Raw genomic sequence first — 16379 nt, 5'->3', positions numbered from 1 at the left:
ATAAAATGCAGTCTTGGTCTTATTGTATAGAAAATGTAATTTATTATTTTTTTGTAATTCATTCAGTTTTACTCACTGCTATTAAGTCCGAAAATTTCAAGTATATCTTCCATAATAAGACTTGTGTCTGTAGCTACTACTATAAATATTAATAAACTAATAATAATTGAAATCACTATTAATACATTAAATGTAGTAACATTTTTTTTATTATATTCTGGAGCTTCTTCTACTTGAGCTACTAAACCTTTAGCTGAAGCAAGAGCTATAGTATCAGTATCCTCTTTAAAGTCCTCTTTAACAATATTGCAATATTCACATATATATATTGTTAAACCATCTTTTACACTCTTTTTAAAAGAATTTTTTGCCAAGCAGTTAGTACAATTAAACAATATTTTACCTCCTTTTTCAGAAACAACTATTTACCATTTTAGGTAATCAATCGCTTATTGTATATAGAATTAAATATAATTTTAGGTGTGTAACAACCCACAACCAATGCCACTTCGTTACACAAAAAAAGTCACGAAAGTCACGAAAAAGTCACATTTCTCCCGAAAATATGTGAATTTGGGCGAAAACAAGTTTTTGTACATTCGTAAGAAACCTTGCTATAATGGGCTTTGTGATTACATATGAAAGAGGGTAAAAGCATGAATGCTTACGACGAATGTATGCGTTCATGCTTTTTCTATGTCTTGATATATCAATGTTTGTAGGGGTTTTTTGAGGTTGGTTTTTTGGAAAAAGTCACGGAAAGTAAACATTAATTTTTATTTTATCCTAAGATGAAATGCAATTTACGGGTAGTCTGTAGTTTAAGCTTAAAGAGACTGGACTTTCTATTGTTGCAATAATTATAATACAATTATTATTATATATTACAAACAATAGAAGATATGTAGAATATGGGGGCAATGAAGTGGTAGATATAGAACAGATTTTAAGAAGATATTTAGAAACACCTTCAACGAATTATGCAATTCAGTTAAATGGTGAATGGGGAATTGGTAAAACTCATTTTATTAAAACAGATATAAAAAAATTTATTGAAGAAGAAATGCAATATAAATTTTGTTATGTTTCATTAAATGGAATTAATTCAATAGATGAAATTAAAAGGGAACTATTCTTTGAATTATCATCAAGCACTTCAACAATTACAGATAAAGGATTAGGGATGCTAAAATTTATAAGTGATTGTGCATCTGTTGTAGTAGATACTGAATATACAAGTACAGTCTTAAAAGAATATAGAGATTCGTTCCAAAAGATTAAACCGGAAACTTTATATAGGACATTTATCTGCTTTGATGATTTGGAGAGAATTGGGGATTCTCTTCCGATTGATGAACTTTTAGGATTTTTGAATTCCGGTTTAATCGAACATAACCATATTAAAGTTTTAATAGTAACAAATGAAGAAAGGGTCAAAGAGGAAAATTTCAAAGAGATTAAAGAGAAAATAATTGGTCCAACTATTCAATATAAATGCAAATCTATGAAAGAAATTCTAGATTCAATTTTAATGAACTACGTTCACAATGTGAATATTACAAGATGGCAATTAGAGGAATCTGAGAAAGTGACAGAAGTTTTAGAAAATCTTCAGATTACAAATTTACGTACTTTGAAATATACTGTTGGTTTATTTTACAATCTATTAGAAGAACTGAAAGATTGGATAAATGGTTTACAAATAAATGAAAAAGATTATGTTCATAAAATATTATTTTTAAATCTTATAGTATGTGCTAATGAAATCCGTACTGGGAGATTAAGTAAGAAAATAACAATGTCCGGATTTAATCATTGGAAAAGTAACCTTTTAATAAGATATGTAGAAAATGCACCTCCTGAAGAATATACTACTCCCTTTATTGAGAGATATCATAAAAAAAATAACTATTATGATGAAACTATGCACTATTACGATTTTATTCTAGAGTTTGCATTAACAGGAGCTTTCGATAAAGCAGAAGCAACTCAGTTATTAGAGAATCAATTTAGAACCGAAATTCCAAGTGATCAGAGTGAAGAGAAAAATAATGATTTTTATTCATTAGCTGATTATCTCTACTATGAGGAAGATGAATTGGAAAAAATGATAAGTAGAGTTTTAGAACAATTACCTACCTTAGAATTAAAGATAGGAGAATATTTCGAATTATATTTACTTTTAGAGAAAATTGAAAGTGAATTCTCATTAGAAATAAAAAATAATTGGCAACAAATAATAAATTCTGTTTTTAAAGAAAAGCTACCTACTTTCGATTTCAATATAAGGGGATCAAGATTTTCATTTGATAAAACTGGGAATGCCCTTTTTGACGAAATGATTGATTTATATACTAATTCTCTTCAAACATTTACTGAACTAAGTGCCAAAGATAAGATAATAAATTGGTTAGAAAACATGAAAGAGGAAGAATTAGATAGAGAGTTTGTTATAAATGTAAGAAGTGAGGATAATCTATTTTTGTTATTAAATGAAGTTGATATTGCAAATAATTATTTTCTTATAAGTAATAAAGTAACTAGACGTTTAATTGAATATTTGAAAGAAACGTACCTTAATGTTATTAATAAGGCAGAATATAATTCCCATGAGGTACCAGAAATAAAGAGAATGATAGAACATGTGAAAACTTTACAAATGAAACCTGGAAGCATAAAAGAAAAGAACATAAAGGATTTACTCAGTTTATTAAATGAAATTGTAGAACATTTACAAAAATAATTACTATAATAAATCAATAATATCGATTTATTTTTCATGCATTTAATAATTTTTATAATTAGTAAAGAGATACTACTCTATAATGTAGTATCTCACTACCAATCGTTCTTCAATCTTTCAACAACATCGTAAACTTATCATGCATCCTCTCAGCAGCAGCAACCCGCATCCCAGAAGTAACATGCAAATAAATCTTAGTAGTAGTATCAGAATTCTTATGACCAACCCGATTCATGATAAAATTCAAATCCACACCTGCCTCAGCCAGTAGACTAATATGAGTATGGCGGAGGATGTAGGTGCGGAATTGTTTGTTGATGTCGGTGAGAGCGCCGATGCGTCGGACGGTTTGGTTGAGCATTTTGACAGTAGGGGGGATGCCCTCTTTGTCACCGAATACAAAGTTGGACTTTGTCCATTCGCGATATTCACGCCATTGGTAAAGCTGCTTTAATTTCTCTACAACAATATCATCAATATCGACGGAGCGGACGCTGCCTGCTGTTTTTGGGGGAGTGAGCTCGAAGTCGCCTCGTAAACTTTTCTTTGCATACACCGTTTTGTTAATGTGTATGACCTTCTTCTCCAAATCCACATCCTCATATTTTAACGCAACAGCTTCGCCTGGTCGCATTCCTGTAAAAGCGATTGCGTAGATTAGCGTGCGATATATGATATTACGATGTTTGTCTACGTAACTTAAGAATTCCTTCAGTTCATCGGTTTCTAAATAAAGCTTTGCTGTATCCTCACTGCTAGCTTCCTCTAACGTCATTTTCTTCTTTGGTACAAAAGTAGCCTCTACAGGGTTCATTTCAATCAATCCAGTTTCTTTGGCATAGGCAAATAACATTTTGGCTGTATTATGAGTACCTCTTAGCGTATTGTAGGCTGTTCCATTAGCAAATAAATGATTGAGTAAACTCTGTAATTCGATAGACGTGATTGCGGTCATTTTCTTTTTCGCTAAGAAGCGATTGAGTAGAGTGATGCAATAAGTACGGTGTTCATTTGTCGTTTCCTTGTTGCCTTTCATACGGTAAAGCTTTAGCCAGTCTTGGCTAAATTCATCAAAAGTTATCTTCGCATCGAAGTAATATGCTTTGTTTAATTCAGCTATAGCTTTTTCAACTCTTTCACGTGCTTCCGCTTTACTTTTACCACGACGAGTAATTTGACGGCGTTTGCCAGTGGCAGGGTTACGAGGGCCTTCACCAGTGCACCGCCAAGTTGTCTTATTAATTTGAACGAAATGCATTACTGTCACCACCTTTATGAAAGTACTTCCCAAATTACTTTTAGTTTCTCGACATCTTTCTCATTACAGTGGGGAAGAGACTTGTACCATTGCTGTAATGAGGGATTGTGGGGAAATGGTTCTTTTAATGCAGGATTATAAGTAGGGTCATCGGATAAACCTGCAACCTCAATTAGGTTTATGTAATCATATTGATAGGCTGTGGCAATGCGCTGTAATGTTTCAGGCGTTGGCTTGATCGCATTGCCAGTACGACGATCCGTTCCTCTTTCAAGCATAGCCAAGTAAGAAAACGTAATATCCATACGTTTTGCTGCATCACGTAAAGATTCATCACCACGTAGTTCCTTTAATAACTCACCTAAATTCAAAATCGTTCACCTTCATTTCGTTTGTTTTGAATGCATATACCATTCTGTTTCCAACTATAAAATAGAGTTATCATTTTGCCTATTCCAATTCAGCATAAGCAACTTTTTACTGCGGTATTGCTCCAGTCGTTTGAATGCAAAGTCATATTCAACATTAAATAGCCGTTGTACATTTTCGACAGTCAGCTCACTAGGCTCTAGTTCATCCAACATAAAAGAGGGGACACAAGCATGGTACATAAAATTATTTGCTTTATATTCTTGATATTTACGGAATAGGGGATACATGCGTTGTTGATTGCCAGTATGTAAGAGAACATGACCTAGTTCATGGCAGAAATCTTGCCATTGTTGTTGTTTTGTTAATTTTTCATTTAAGATTATGAAAGAAATATTTTTTGAAAAGAGGCTCTGGCTAGTATCTGGCCAGTAAAACACATGAATTCCAAGTCGTTTGGAAATCGTTTGGAATTTAAGACTCTTAGGAGTTAATGTACCAATGCGAACGTATAGTTCCTTAATAAAATCCTCTGTGTGTGTAGAGTATTTCAAAATAAACACCTCCTAAATAGAACTAATGTTCTATTTCAGTCTACAATAAAACCCCGCTTTTAGGGAAGAGGGGTTTAGCAAATAAAAGTATACATGGAGCTTATGGAGAACATTCAAACTAATCTTACTTCACTTCATAAATAATTTATTATCTTTAGAGAGAATAAGAATTTTATCTTTGTCAGATATTACATCCATATCTTTAATTTTTTCATTAAGTACAGCTACTATATATTGACAATCTATTGTTTTTACAAGATTGAATATTTTAGTAAGAATATCACTTTCAATAGTTTCGATTACGTCATAAACTATGAAGTGCGGTATCAGTTTATTTATTTTCTTTGCAAATTGAATATATGATAAATCGAAAGCACTAATAAGACCCTTTTTTGTTCCGATACTAATACTTTCATCAGATGCTAACAAATATAAAGGAAAGTTATTTATATCAGAATCATACCCTAATTTATATGTGATACCTAGGATTTTTTTTGAGTTTTTTGCAAAATACTCATTAAATAGATCTAGATTATCGTATGCATCAAAAGGAGAAAGATTTAATGCTACCATAAAACTCGTATATTCATCTTGAGCTTTACTTTTAGCGGTATTTAAAACATTAATTTCAGATTGAAAAGATTGTAACTCTAATAGTTTTGCTTGTTCATGAGTTAATTCTTCATAAAGTGTATTACTTTTATCAAAGTCAAAATTTTTAATGTTAGATGAAATGTCTATATAAGCTGCATTTAATCCTTTCTTCAATATATGTAATTCTTCAAGTTCTTTTGACTTAACATCTAATACATGATTATAATATTTTATTTTATTTTTAACTAAAGAATTGTTAAATTGTATTAAATCACTAAATGTTTTTTCTACATTAAGCTTTAATTTATTTGTTTCATTATATAAAACTTGTAAAACTTCAGTATCAATATCTTTATCACTTTGAAAAGTATAATCGAGGTTTTGTTCAATCATTTTTATTTGAAAGTTGAACGCTCCAATTTTTTGATTCAATAATTCTATTTCAGTTTGCAATTTTCTTAACTCTTCAATTTTATAAATAAAATTATCGTCGGATGAATTAATTTTAATTTGATTTGATAGGGATTGAATAAAATCAATTTGGTTTTTAATAGTCTCTTCTAAATTAAATATATCTTTTTTCTCTAGAAATTTATTGAAAGTAACTATATCATTTTCATATTTTTTTGAAACTGAACGATTATTAGCTATTTTCTTATTTTCCTCCTCATCTATTAAATTAAATAAAAAATTATAGATTATCCGATAGGAAAGATTGGAATGCATTTTATTAGATGAGAAACGTAAGAGATTATATGCACCAGCTTCCATTTCAACTCTAACGAATTTTTTTATTAAGTCTATATAATCAGGAACTGAATCGGAGTAATTAAAAATTAATTTATTTAATTCTGGGAAATAATTATCTTCTATATTTTTTAGCTGATTATTGATCTTTCTTCTTCCATAGCTAAATAATTCAACAGACAATGTAATATCTGCTTCTTGATTAGGATTATTTAAATTATCTTTATCAATAGATAGTTCTAGAATGGCTTCAATTTTATGATTATGTATATAGTCTTTTAATGGTTTATTAATTAAATTAGTTTCTTGATCGGTGTAAATAGAGCTTTTGTCTTTTTCCCCCAAACAAATATCGATGATTTTTAATGTAGTTGTTTTCCCAACGTTATTTCCAGAGTGTTTACTATCGTCAACAATAAGATTAATACCTAATTTAAATGGAATACTTCTAATAATTTTTATTTTAGGTTTAGTTTCTTGAAGGATTAATTTTCTAATAAACATATTTTCTCCTTACTATCAAGAGTAATTTTTTCCAATAAATACAAAAAATCTAATGCTAATATGAAATCTGAATAAGCCATATTTTTGTTGAATTTCACCTTGATTTCATCAAAAAGAATATCTATATCCTTACTTTTATCTTCATTTTTTAAAATAAAGAGGATGCATGCAGCACAATACATTATTGTATCTTGGGGATTTTTTAAATCATTTAATAAAAGCATTCATATAGTGTTCCTTTCTTTTAATTCCTATTGACAGAATTCCTTAGGAGGTATATTTAATATTTTACATCTAGTAAATGCAAAAAAGACTACGCTTATTAAGACATCTTCAATGTGTTCATGGGTTAGAGTAGTATTCTGATAGCTATTATTAACAATGTCTCGTAACTTAGAAATGATAGAATGAACAATTTTATCACTTTCTACGTTAGCGTTAATTAATAAAACATCATTATAAATAGTATTAATCCTTCTTAAAAGACTAGGGCCATTTATGGTTGAAGAACTAAATACCTTTGCTACAGATTCATAAAAAATACTATATTCCATAAATATTTTTTTATAAATCTGTAAGGTGTTAAACTCCATTTTACATAACCAGTCTGGGTTTATAGCATAGGAAAGATCATTAGTCTCTACTAAATTACCATCTAAAATTTCACATACTTTATATATTTCGCTTGGGGTAATAGTTTTTAAAGTAATATTTTGTATAGTTTGATTAATTGTTCCGTCATCACCGTTTATGACTGCACTTTTATTTCCAATCGTTTGATTAGTTATAGTAGTATTATTTGAATTTACATTAACCATTACAAATCGTCCTCACATTGAACCATTGTTGCCGTTTATGACACGACTACCTTTTCCAACTTTTTGGTTTCTAACAGTTGTGTTTCCATCCCCGTTATTCTCCATTTTTGTAATTTTATACAGAGCCTCGTTAGCAGTAGTTTTAGCTTTTGAACTTTGAACTAAAGCTATTCCACCGATAACAGCACCAAAAACGCCGGCGATTCCTCCTATAATTGTGAAAACAGAAGCTAAATTATCTAAATTCATATCTATCAATCCTTTCCTGAGTAAAATATAGCTACCAATCTTGCTAGAAAATAATTTTTGTTTAGAATAATTTGTTGTTCAATATTAGATTTCGGTCAAAATATCCATAAAGGAGTATAAATTAGTTTTTTTATAATTCAAAAGTTTTTTAAGAAAAGGGTTAATCTTTCTTAGAAAAATATAAAATTAACACAAAAAATCATGAATTTAACAATTGATAATTGGTTTTAAGGACATGCTTTAATAGCATGTCCTATTTTTTTTCGTTTTTTATGATTTCCCAAATATTACGAAGCTTACGTACAGCTTCTTCATCTGATTCAGGAAGCTCCTTATAAAATACATTAAGTTCTGGGTCATTAGCAAAAGCTTGAAAAGCAGCTTCGTCTTTTTCTTGTGGTGTTAGTGCAGAGATGTTTGTACGTCCAAGAAGATAGTCAACTGATACTCCAAAGAAGTCAGCGAGTTTCTCTAATGTTTCAAAGTCAGGTTGTCTACTTCCTTGTTCATAAGCTCCATATGTAGCACGAGCAATCCCAACCTTGTTTGCTACATCAGCTTGTAAAAGTTTTCTTTCTTTCCTTAAAGAAGTTAAACGAGTGTTGAATTCCATGTTTGTAACTCCTTCCTTATAAGGAATTATAACGCTACAAAATGTAGAATTAAACATTTTCTTCTAAATGAAGAATTTTTGTTAAAAAACTACAAAAAGTAGAATATATTAATCAGTTATATATTCTACTTTTTAAAGAATGAAAGTGGGAGAAAAGTGCGCCATTGGCTAAAAATATTTCGTGAGAAAAAAGTGTGACTCGTAATGATTTAGACTACCGCACTGAACGCGTAAAGATTTAGTCATTTAGTTTTCGTTAGTTATATCCAATCTATATCTACTCTAAATTTTTTATTTAAATGGATATATACTCTTCTTTTTGTTTTGGTAAACATCGGATTAATTGTCACTGCTGTTGATGCTGAAGTAAGCTCTGGAATGATTTCAGGGGCAGTATCAATAACCCATTCAATTAGCCTTTCTTTCTTGAGATTCTTTTTGAATCCAGGAATACTAAACGGTTCAATCATATTATTTAATTCATTCCGTTTGTATGCACCTATTGCAGCAGCAATATCGTCAACAACAATAAAAATATTATGTTTAATTAATTCTATAATATTATCATTGATAACAAATCCTAAGTTTTCATGATTGTGATATAGATGATTATAAAGGAACTCTCGAAGTAAAATTTGAGATTCTTCTGAAATAGAATCTATCATTGCTATGGCGTCATTAGGGGATAATTGGTCAATAACTTTAAGTATATTAGATTCATACTCTCCTTTAATTATGCCTAATTCTAAAGCTAACCGATATATATGCTTACATGGTTGTTTATTTCTAGAAAAATCAACACAGCTACATTCTTCTAAAGAAGTTGAATAACGTATTTTTTTCCCTTGAAAAACCGCAGAATAATTACTTTTGTCGATAGAAATGGGTGTGCATGCTATTTTCTTTGCTGAATTAATCCTTTTTAATTGGCTTTCTTGTTCGTGAATGTCTCCCCAAGATTTCCAAATATTTTTTAAATCCATAAGAACAACTCCTTTTTAACTAGTTTTTCTAGTGAAGTTATAATTTTAAATTTAATAATATTCAGTCTTTTGTTTAGTTAAGCAATAATGTTAAATATAAGTTATGTAAATTAAAGGACATTCCATATTTGGATGTCCTTATTATGTTACTTTTGTTGCCCGTTTATCATTTCCCAAATTGTTCGTAATTTGCGAAGTTCTTCTTCACCAGATTGTGGAAGCTCTTTATACCAAACACCAAGCTCGGGGTCATTAATAAATGCTTGAAAAGCAGCTTCGTCTTTTTCTTGTGGTGTAAGTACTGGGTTATCTGTACGACCAAGTAGGTAGTCTGTACTGACTTCGAAAAAATCGGCAAGTCTTTGTAAAGTATCAGTATCAGGAGAACGGTTCCCACTTTCATAACCAGATATAGAAACTTTAGTTACATTTATTTTACTTCCTAATTCAGTTTGAGTTAGTTTCTTTTCTTTTCTAAGTTTCTTTAGGCGCTCTCCATTCAATAAAAACACCTCATTTCGATAAATTAATTATACAAGTTAACTATTAGATAACAAAGTCATAAACACAAAGTTAACTAAAGGGGAATTTTTGTGTTATAAACTATTGACAATTCCTATTTAGTTAACTTATTATGTTGTTAACAAAAGGTTAACTTCGGCTAGGGGGTGTTTATGTTGGCTCTTGAAAAACTAAAAGAACTTCGAGTACAACAAAAGTTAACTTGTAAACAGGTAGCTGATGGGGCGGGTATTTCAAAGGAGCATTACTGGTTTATTGAAAATGGTAAGCGAGGTTTGACCTATGAAATGGCCACTCGAATAGCAAAAGTTTTTGATAAAAAACCAGATGATATTTTTTTAAAATAAGTGTTAACTAATTGTGAACTTTGTGAGTGGAAGTAGGGTATAAAGCATCACAAAACCAAGATGAGCGTGCATGACAAGGAAACCTCTGCTGGAACAGAGACTGAAACGCCATTATTACTTCATGTGATTGAACAAAGTATGCAGTTCTTATTACTTAGAGATAAATACTTCAAAACGCTTATAGCAAATAAAACAATGATACTCATATGTCTGCTTTTTAATTGAACTTTCTAAAGGTAGTATTGATTATTTTCTAGTTGTATATGCAGACGTATGGTCGGATTAACTACTTATTGAAAGGAGGTGAGAAAGATGCATAAACAAACTTTCAAAGAGTACTTGTTACGAAATTATCCACCAAATGTAAGGAGCTTGGAAGAGGCGTATGCTTGTAACATTTGGAAAGATTGTACTTTAGAAGAGGCGATAGATATGTCTAATACAATCATAGAGCTTTTTAAAGAAGTAAACATGACGTACAACGATGCATACGCCATGCTTGGGTTCATTCGTATGGATTTAGACTATCGCTCTGAGCGCGTGAAGTTCTAGTTATTCGCATAGTAATAAAGCCTTGTAAATTTTATAGATTCACAGAAAGGTAGAATTCAAAATGCTGAACAACACTACAGTAGAGGAAGGTTAGCACCAGTGAAGGTGCTAATCTTACCAACTAATATAATTGATGTCTGGTGTTTTCTTATAGTGATCTCCGTAAGATTCAAATTGATATTTCGTAAAAAAGGGAGGATATATTGTGTTTTGTTTAAAAACTATTAGAAAAACAAAAGGAATATCCCGTTACCAGTTAGCGAAACTATCAGGTGTGAAAGATTCTACTATCCAAATGATTGAAAATAGCGAGAATCCAAATCCTACATTCAAAATAATGTGCAAACTAGCAGATGCATTAGAAGTGAGTTTGGATGATCTAAGGGGAGGTGGGAAGTTTGGGATGGAGCATGACAAAACCGAAGCGTAAGAAAAAGCGTAAAAAGCCATTTCCTTCGGATGAATTTCGAAATGTAAAAGGGGTTAAGCGTGAGCGGATGATTGCTGAAAGGAAAGCGAGACAACTCACGCAAGCACAGCTAGGGAAATTGGTAGGCTGTTCAACTGCAATGATAAGCGCTATTGAGAGTGGTCGAGTTAAGCCAGGATTAGAGGTTTCATTGCAGTTGGAAGTTGTTCTGGAGACAACACTTTTTGCATTATTTCCTGACCTATAAAGCTGAGAGGAGGTGAGGGGGATGTATAGCGAGGAGTTTAAAGCGGAGATAAAAGAGGAATTTCGCAAGTTGCTTCGAGAGGAGCTGGAAAAGACATTTACACGAAAGCCATTAATTTGTGAGTTACCGATTTTATTGACTCGTAATCAGTTGATGGAGTTATTCAATATTAAAAGTACGAAAGCATCCGCGCTATTGAGGCGCGAAGATTTCCCGAAGTTTTATGAAGCTGGTCGAGTCTTAATTCCATCAAAAGCATTGTTGCAATGGATTGATGAGCATACAGAATGGGTTCAAACACATACCAAGTATTTTCAATCCGTTGGTTAATGTTTCATATGAAAATTTTAAAACACAACAACGTAATATTGTATTCCGGTTTGGAATGTGAAAGGTGGTGAGACGATGAAAATTGGCGCCATTTTGCAAGCCTGTCGTGAACGCGCTGGGTTGTCACAAGAAGAACTAGCATTCCGGATGAACCGATCACAGTCCTGTATCTCAAAATTTGAAAATAGTGTAAAGATTCCTGATGCTATCACCTTTATGGAATGGTTTAAGCAAACAAATACGCAAGAGGTCGCTGTCGCATTTTTAATGGGGATGGACGGGCTTACGATTTTACAAACATTGTTACCGATGGTTGGTGGATTTGTATGTTGGATTATTTTATGAAATTAGAAAGGAGAACACTATGGAAAAAATCAAAGCGTTTTTAGCTTATCAAGAGACAACTAAATACAAATTGCATAGAGTAGCGAATGCCAATTTAGATATTTGTTATTCAAATTTTAAAATGACGGAATTGTTATCCATGTTAAAGGAAAAGCATGAAATGGCAGAGAATGCAGGGGTTTTAGGGATAGATTTTTATGATGGAATCTGTAATGTGCAAGTGTCATATGACGATTTTCAACGTTTAACGGAAGGTGTTCAGGATATTCGCATTGAGCCGTCTCTGTGTCCTGAGTTTGAAAATGAGCATGTATATGCTGAAGTAGAGGGCATTCATTTAGTAGCGGTTCGTTCGATTGAAAAAGAAAAAATGCAAGCGCAATAGCACCTGCATAAAGGTTGAACTGTAGCTTTGGTCGGTCTCAGTTCGAAAATTTAATAAAAATCTTGTCCTTTTATTATGGACAAGAACTGGATAGAAGTCAATAAAGGAGGAACAGATATGAAACAAGTTTTAGAGAAACTCAATACATTTCTGGCGCAGGAAGAAGAGTTGTTACGGGATTATGCCGTCGATGTAGCGGAAGCTTACGATAGTTGTTTGTATGTAAGCAATCAAAAGGATTACTTCGCACAAAAGGGTCGAGTTACTGCTATAAGAGATGCTATTGAACTAGTGGAAGATTTAGAGAATCAATTGCAAATGGTTTAGTTCATTTTTAGGGTTCATCAATTGTCTAGTGAATTTGATGTTGCAACCTTGCACTCATAGGGTGGCGACAATTTGTCGCCACCCTTATGAAAGGAGAAGTCGCATGGATTTAACAGAGATTCAACACGCAGATAAAAAGGTGTTAACAACAGCTCAAATTGCTGAGGCGTACGAAGTGGACAGTAAGTCATTGATCCGCAATTTTCAGCGAAACAAGGAGCATTATCAAGAGGGTACGCATTATTACGCGCTAACAGGTGAGGCACTGAAACAATTTAAAGGTGGGCGACAAAATGTCGCCACCCTCAAATATGTATCATTGCTGTATTTGTGGACCGAAGAAGGAGCGTTTTTGTTAGCGAAGTCACTCAATAACGATAAGGCGTGGGAGGCGTACCATCTGCTTGTTGCGCAGTATTACAAACTGACAACCGAATTGCAGCAAGTACAGCCCGTTGCATTGCCGTATGACGAGAAACGCTTATTAGCCTTGGAGCAACGTGTACAAGAAATTGCACAACAGCTACATGGGATCACCCTCCATACAGGTGAGCAAAAGCGTTTAAGACAAGCGGTGACTGAACGTGTCAATCAATTATGCATGGTGCAAGCGCGTCGTCCAGCCTTTTTCGCGTCCCTTTATCGGGAAATCAAAAGACGCTATCAAGTGGTGTCGTATCGAGATGTTCCACAGTGCAAGCTACAAGACGCTTTGCACTTTATTTCCACATGGAGAGGAGGGGCAGACATATGAATCTACTCATCAATGAACCGCCTTTACAAGTGCTGCCTAGTTTAGCTGCTAAGGTGGGCTTGAATGAGGCGATTGTTTTACAGCAATTGCATTATAAATTGCTGATTTCTGCACATGTCTATGACGGGCATAAATGGGTGTTTAACAGCTATCAGCACTGGAAAAAGGAGTTTCCGTTTTGGTCTGAAAAAACGATTAGGCGTACGATTAGAAAACTTGAGGAGAATGGCTATATTATCTCTACGGATCAATACAACAAATATAAAATCGACAAGACGAAATGGTATCGGCTAAATTATACAAAACTTGGTTATATAACGATGGGACAACATGACCTATCGAGCGAGTCAAAATGTCCAGACACATGTGGACAACATGACCTTACACAGGGGGACAAGTTGACCTCATCAAGTGGGGACACTTTGACCGCACCAATAACCAAAGATATTAAGAGTAATAAAAATAATAATAATGTCGAGCAACTCGACATTGTGCATGAAATTATTGCTCACTTAAACAAAACAGCTCAGAAAAACTTTAAAGCCACAACAGCTGCTACCAAGCGACTCATACATGCCCGACTGAAGGATGGCTATACATTGGAGCACTTCAAATGCGTGATTGACACGAAGGCTAAACAGTGGCTGCACAATCCGGACATGAATAAATACTTGCGTCCAGATACGCTGTTCAACGCTACAAAGTTCGAGAGCTACTTGAACGAAAAACAGAGCGCACCAACAAACCAAACTCATTTGCCTGAATCACTCGATTTAGATTTTAGCAAGGGGGAAGATCTGTAATGACATACCAAAACATTAGCATCGAGTTAGCAGAAAAAAGTTTACTGGGAACGATGCTCCATGAAAATTATTTAATTGCAGATAGCAACTTAGAGGCAGCCCATTTTATTTCGCAAGTACATCAAAATATTTTTACGAGCATGTTACAGCTTGTCAGTGAACGTAAAGCCGTTGACTATATCACATTGCTGACAACAAGAGAGCCGATTGAACTTGGTGGGGCAAATTATTTAGCGGAGCTTGGGAGCTTTGCAAGTGCAACGAAATTTGAGGAATACGAAGCAATAGTCCTTGAGAATTGGCGAGAGCGATCCAAGCGTCAAATGATGGAGCAAGCACAGCAAGAAGATTGGAGCATAGCGGAAATTCAACATGCACTGGACAAACTCATGACGCGATATACGACTACCAATACAAGCATTAAAGTCGACTTAATGCAAATGGCGAAGCGACCTTTTGAGCAAGAAAACAGCAAAACAGGGGTACTTACAGGGCTACTTGATTTGGATAAGCTACTAAACGGTTTTCAAGATGCCGAGCTTACGATTATTGCCGCTAGACCTTCGATGGGGAAAACGGACACGATGAACCATATCGCACTAAAAGCGGGATGGGATGGTTATTTACCAATCATCTTCTCACTGGAAATGAGTCGCACTACGCTCATTGATCGACTTATTGCCGCAACAGGCAATTTTAATCGCTTAAAGATGCGCAATCCCTATGAGTATTTTACAGACGGCCAAAAAGAAAAGTGGATGTCAACACTTGGCATGCTTGATAATGCCAATATCGAAATTGATGATCGAGCAGGGATGACCGTTCCACAGATTCGAGCTACTGCACGAAAAATCATTAAAGCCAACCCTGATAAAAAGCCCGTTATCTTAATCGATTACTTGCAAATCATTCGAGTGAGCAACCCACGTGATAATCAAACACAAGCAATTGGCCAAATCTCATGGGATTTAAAGCAAATGGCAAAAGAATTTAACTGCCCTGTGATTTGCCTAGCTCAACTGAATCGCAGTGTTGAGCAACGTCAGGACAAACGCCCTGTAATGAGTGACTTACGAGACTCAGGCAATATCGAACAAGATGCTGATGTCATCGCATTTTTATATCGCGATGATTACTACGCCAAAGAATCCGAACGACAAAATATGTTGGAATTTATTATCGCTAAGCACCGAAATGGACCGACTGGCACGGTATTCGCTAGCTATGTAAAAGATACTGGCCGATTGTCGAATATAGCCTGGAGTGTTGCAAAATGAGCGACCTTATCACAGTAAAGGAGATTTTGGAATATGCAACAGAGTTTGAATTGTGTTGGTTTGCACACCAAGTCTATTGGGCTGTGTCAACAAAACAAATTCAGTTGGAGGATGATTCTAATAAATTGCTAGAGGTAGCCTATGATGACGCGGCAGTGCGTGAAATGACCAATCGAAATGTCCTTGGGATTGGCCACATTAAGCTATACGTCGTTAAAAGCTTTGGGCAATATGCTTTTTACTTTGCTAGTGATCCACTTGAAGTCAACATGCTGCATCAAGCGTTATTTGGTGAAGTGGCAGAAGCTATTACGGAAGCGCATCGATTGTTAACAAAGGTGATGTATTTTGCCGATTTCGATATACAAACTTCGCTGCTAGAATACCGAAAAACAATCGTGCAATTTCCAGCCTATCTTGGTCATGCAGCGGCAGGACAATATAACTTGTATCGACTAGATTTGCGTAAAGGAGGGAGAAGGATTGTCTAAGCAAGAACGTGAAGAGATTATTGCCATTATCATGCTACGCAAAAACTACGCGGAGGAAATGCTTCGCAATATGTCAGATGAAGAGCTAGTGAAGATATTGGATGAATTATAAAAGTGATTTTAGCTTGAAGAAAAGA

General features: G+C 33.8%; 25 protein-coding genes. 14 read left to right on the top strand and 11 right to left on the bottom strand.

What is annotated here, in order from left to right:
• Positions 1-68: 68 nt before the first annotated feature.
• Positions 69-395 (bottom strand): hypothetical protein, encoded by a 327-nt coding sequence (locus tag T479_RS12155; protein ID WP_025219750.1) that lies wholly within the window; start codon positions 393-395, stop codon positions 69-71.
• 530 nt (positions 396-925) lie between these two features.
• Between T479_RS12155 and T479_RS12150 the strand changes: the two genes are divergently transcribed.
• On the top strand, positions 926-2743 hold the full coding sequence (locus T479_RS12150; RefSeq protein WP_025219749.1) for a P-loop NTPase fold protein: 1818 nt from the start codon (positions 926-928) through the stop codon (positions 2741-2743).
• 109 nt (positions 2744-2852) lie between these two features.
• Here the strand turns inward: T479_RS12150 and T479_RS12145 are convergent, their stop codons facing one another.
• From T479_RS12145 to T479_RS12100, 10 genes are all read right to left on the bottom strand, one after another.
• Positions 2853-4001, bottom strand: coding sequence for a tyrosine-type recombinase/integrase (locus tag T479_RS12145; RefSeq protein WP_025219748.1), 1149 nt, complete (start codon positions 3999-4001; stop codon positions 2853-2855).
• A 14-nt stretch (positions 4002-4015) separates the two neighbouring features.
• The gene (locus T479_RS23550) at positions 4016-4372 is read right to left on the bottom strand and encodes a helix-turn-helix domain-containing protein (protein ID WP_038509715.1); all 357 of its coding nucleotides are present in this window, start codon (positions 4370-4372) and stop codon (positions 4016-4018) included.
• A gap of 54 nt (positions 4373-4426) precedes the next feature.
• Complete coding sequence (locus tag T479_RS12135; RefSeq protein WP_025219746.1) at positions 4427-4924, bottom strand: ImmA/IrrE family metallo-endopeptidase; 498 nt, start codon at positions 4922-4924, stop codon at positions 4427-4429.
• A 129-nt stretch (positions 4925-5053) separates the two neighbouring features.
• Entirely contained in the window at positions 5054-6769 is a 1716-nt protein-coding gene (locus T479_RS12130) for a hypothetical protein (RefSeq protein ID WP_025219745.1), read from the bottom strand.
• Positions 6751-6993, bottom strand: coding sequence for an ABC-three component system middle component 6 (locus T479_RS12125; RefSeq protein WP_025219744.1), 243 nt, complete (start codon positions 6991-6993; stop codon positions 6751-6753). Before T479_RS12125 ends, T479_RS12130 begins: the two co-directional genes overlap by 19 nt.
• A 27-nt stretch (positions 6994-7020) precedes the next feature.
• Positions 7021-7587, bottom strand: coding sequence for a hypothetical protein (locus tag T479_RS12120; protein ID WP_025219743.1), 567 nt, complete (start codon positions 7585-7587; stop codon positions 7021-7023).
• 12 nt (positions 7588-7599) lie between these two features.
• Complete coding sequence (locus tag T479_RS12115) at positions 7600-7836, bottom strand: hypothetical protein (protein WP_025219742.1); 237 nt, start codon at positions 7834-7836, stop codon at positions 7600-7602.
• Between the two features lie 253 nt (positions 7837-8089).
• Positions 8090-8449 carry a helix-turn-helix domain-containing protein gene (locus T479_RS12110; protein WP_025219741.1) on the bottom strand — a complete coding sequence of 120 codons (360 nt, stop codon included), beginning with the start codon at positions 8447-8449 and terminating at the stop codon, positions 8090-8092.
• Between the two features lie 260 nt (positions 8450-8709).
• The gene (locus T479_RS12105; protein WP_025219740.1) at positions 8710-9432 is read right to left on the bottom strand and encodes an SWIM zinc finger family protein; all 723 of its coding nucleotides are present in this window, start codon (positions 9430-9432) and stop codon (positions 8710-8712) included.
• A gap of 146 nt (positions 9433-9578) precedes the next feature.
• The gene (locus T479_RS12100; RefSeq protein ID WP_227665353.1) at positions 9579-9944 is read right to left on the bottom strand and encodes a helix-turn-helix domain-containing protein; all 366 of its coding nucleotides are present in this window, start codon (positions 9942-9944) and stop codon (positions 9579-9581) included.
• A 162-nt stretch (positions 9945-10106) separates the two neighbouring features.
• Here T479_RS12100 and T479_RS12095 point away from each other — a divergent pair, with 162 nt between their 5' ends.
• From T479_RS12095 to T479_RS23545, 13 genes are all read left to right on the top strand, one after another.
• The gene (locus T479_RS12095) at positions 10107-10301 is read left to right on the top strand and encodes a helix-turn-helix transcriptional regulator (protein ID WP_081769899.1); all 195 of its coding nucleotides are present in this window, start codon (positions 10107-10109) and stop codon (positions 10299-10301) included.
• 312 nt (positions 10302-10613) lie between these two features.
• On the top strand, positions 10614-10853 hold the full coding sequence (locus T479_RS12090; protein WP_025219737.1) for a hypothetical protein: 240 nt from the start codon (positions 10614-10616) through the stop codon (positions 10851-10853).
• Positions 10854-11058: 205 nt separating this feature from the next.
• Positions 11059-11283 (top strand): helix-turn-helix domain-containing protein, encoded by a 225-nt coding sequence (locus T479_RS12085; protein WP_052599496.1) that lies wholly within the window; start codon positions 11059-11061, stop codon positions 11281-11283.
• Positions 11252-11530 (top strand): helix-turn-helix transcriptional regulator, encoded by a 279-nt coding sequence (locus T479_RS12080; RefSeq protein WP_137036958.1) that lies wholly within the window; start codon positions 11252-11254, stop codon positions 11528-11530. Before T479_RS12085 ends, T479_RS12080 begins: the two co-directional genes overlap by 32 nt.
• 21 nt (positions 11531-11551) lie before the next feature.
• Positions 11552-11860 carry a hypothetical protein gene (locus T479_RS12075; RefSeq protein ID WP_025219734.1) on the top strand — a complete coding sequence of 103 codons (309 nt, stop codon included), beginning with the start codon at positions 11552-11554 and terminating at the stop codon, positions 11858-11860.
• Between the two features lie 75 nt (positions 11861-11935).
• Positions 11936-12205, top strand: coding sequence for a type II toxin-antitoxin system RelB family anti-toxin (locus tag T479_RS12070; protein ID WP_025219733.1), 270 nt, complete (start codon positions 11936-11938; stop codon positions 12203-12205).
• 19 nt (positions 12206-12224) lie between these two features.
• A complete protein-coding gene (locus tag T479_RS12065) occupies positions 12225-12590 on the top strand; it encodes a hypothetical protein (protein ID WP_025219732.1) in 366 nt (121 codons plus the stop codon).
• Positions 12591-12707: 117 nt separating this feature from the next.
• On the top strand, positions 12708-12917 hold the full coding sequence (locus T479_RS12060) for a hypothetical protein (RefSeq protein WP_025219731.1): 210 nt from the start codon (positions 12708-12710) through the stop codon (positions 12915-12917).
• A gap of 103 nt (positions 12918-13020) precedes the next feature.
• Entirely contained in the window at positions 13021-13671 is a 651-nt protein-coding gene (locus T479_RS12055) for an ORF6N domain-containing protein (RefSeq protein WP_025219730.1), read from the top strand.
• Positions 13668-14474, top strand: coding sequence for a conserved phage C-terminal domain-containing protein (locus tag T479_RS12050; RefSeq protein WP_025219729.1), 807 nt, complete (start codon positions 13668-13670; stop codon positions 14472-14474). Before T479_RS12055 ends, T479_RS12050 begins: the two co-directional genes overlap by 4 nt.
• Entirely contained in the window at positions 14474-15751 is a 1278-nt protein-coding gene (locus T479_RS12045; RefSeq protein ID WP_052599493.1) for a replicative DNA helicase, read from the top strand. The genes T479_RS12050 and T479_RS12045 overlap by 1 nt, the downstream gene beginning before the upstream one ends.
• Positions 15748-16242, top strand: coding sequence for a hypothetical protein (locus T479_RS12040; protein ID WP_025219727.1), 495 nt, complete (start codon positions 15748-15750; stop codon positions 16240-16242). The genes T479_RS12045 and T479_RS12040 overlap by 4 nt, the downstream gene beginning before the upstream one ends.
• Complete coding sequence (locus T479_RS23545) at positions 16235-16354, top strand: BH0509 family protein (RefSeq protein ID WP_137036959.1); 120 nt, start codon at positions 16235-16237, stop codon at positions 16352-16354. Before T479_RS12040 ends, T479_RS23545 begins: the two co-directional genes overlap by 8 nt.
• The last annotated feature ends 25 nt before the right edge of the window (positions 16355-16379 follow it).

The organism is Lysinibacillus sphaericus (assembly GCF_000600105.1).
Lineage (GTDB): Bacteria > Bacillota > Bacilli > Bacillales_A > Planococcaceae > Lysinibacillus > Lysinibacillus sphaericus.
The sequence above is the reverse complement of the archived record's forward strand: the minus strand, read 5'-3'. Positions and strand labels throughout refer to the sequence as shown.

Bases quoted from the DNA above. Each gene is read 5' to 3' on its own strand.
- T479_RS12110 (WP_025219741.1), bottom strand. From the start codon at position 8,449: ATGGAATTCAACACTCGTTTAACTTCTTTAAGGAAAGAAAGAAAACTT.
- T479_RS12050 (WP_025219729.1), top strand. From the start codon at position 13,668: ATGAATCTACTCATCAATGAACCGCCTTTACAAGTGCTGCCTAGTTTA.
- T479_RS12115 (WP_025219742.1), bottom strand. From the start codon at position 7,836: ATGAATTTAGATAATTTAGCTTCTGTTTTCACAATTATAGGAGGAATC.
- T479_RS12125 (WP_025219744.1), bottom strand. From the start codon at position 6,993: ATGCTTTTATTAAATGATTTAAAAAATCCCCAAGATACAATAATGTAT.
- T479_RS12090 (WP_025219737.1), top strand. From the start codon at position 10,614: ATGCATAAACAAACTTTCAAAGAGTACTTGTTACGAAATTATCCACCA.
- T479_RS12145 (WP_025219748.1), bottom strand. From the start codon at position 4,001: ATGCATTTCGTTCAAATTAATAAGACAACTTGGCGGTGCACTGGTGAA.
- T479_RS12055 (WP_025219730.1), top strand. From the start codon at position 13,021: ATGGATTTAACAGAGATTCAACACGCAGATAAAAAGGTGTTAACAACA.
- T479_RS12065 (WP_025219732.1), top strand. From the start codon at position 12,225: ATGGAAAAAATCAAAGCGTTTTTAGCTTATCAAGAGACAACTAAATAC.
- T479_RS12060 (WP_025219731.1), top strand. From the start codon at position 12,708: ATGAAACAAGTTTTAGAGAAACTCAATACATTTCTGGCGCAGGAAGAA.
- T479_RS12095 (WP_081769899.1), top strand. From the start codon at position 10,107: ATGTTGGCTCTTGAAAAACTAAAAGAACTTCGAGTACAACAAAAGTTA.
- T479_RS12105 (WP_025219740.1), bottom strand. From the start codon at position 9,432: ATGGATTTAAAAAATATTTGGAAATCTTGGGGAGACATTCACGAACAA.
- T479_RS12075 (WP_025219734.1), top strand. From the start codon at position 11,552: ATGTATAGCGAGGAGTTTAAAGCGGAGATAAAAGAGGAATTTCGCAAG.
- T479_RS12040 (WP_025219727.1), top strand. From the start codon at position 15,748: ATGAGCGACCTTATCACAGTAAAGGAGATTTTGGAATATGCAACAGAG.
- T479_RS12120 (WP_025219743.1), bottom strand. From the start codon at position 7,587: ATGGTTAATGTAAATTCAAATAATACTACTATAACTAATCAAACGATT.
- T479_RS12130 (WP_025219745.1), bottom strand. From the start codon at position 6,769: ATGTTTATTAGAAAATTAATCCTTCAAGAAACTAAACCTAAAATAAAA.
- T479_RS12045 (WP_052599493.1), top strand. From the start codon at position 14,474: ATGACATACCAAAACATTAGCATCGAGTTAGCAGAAAAAAGTTTACTG.
- T479_RS12070 (WP_025219733.1), top strand. From the start codon at position 11,936: ATGAAAATTGGCGCCATTTTGCAAGCCTGTCGTGAACGCGCTGGGTTG.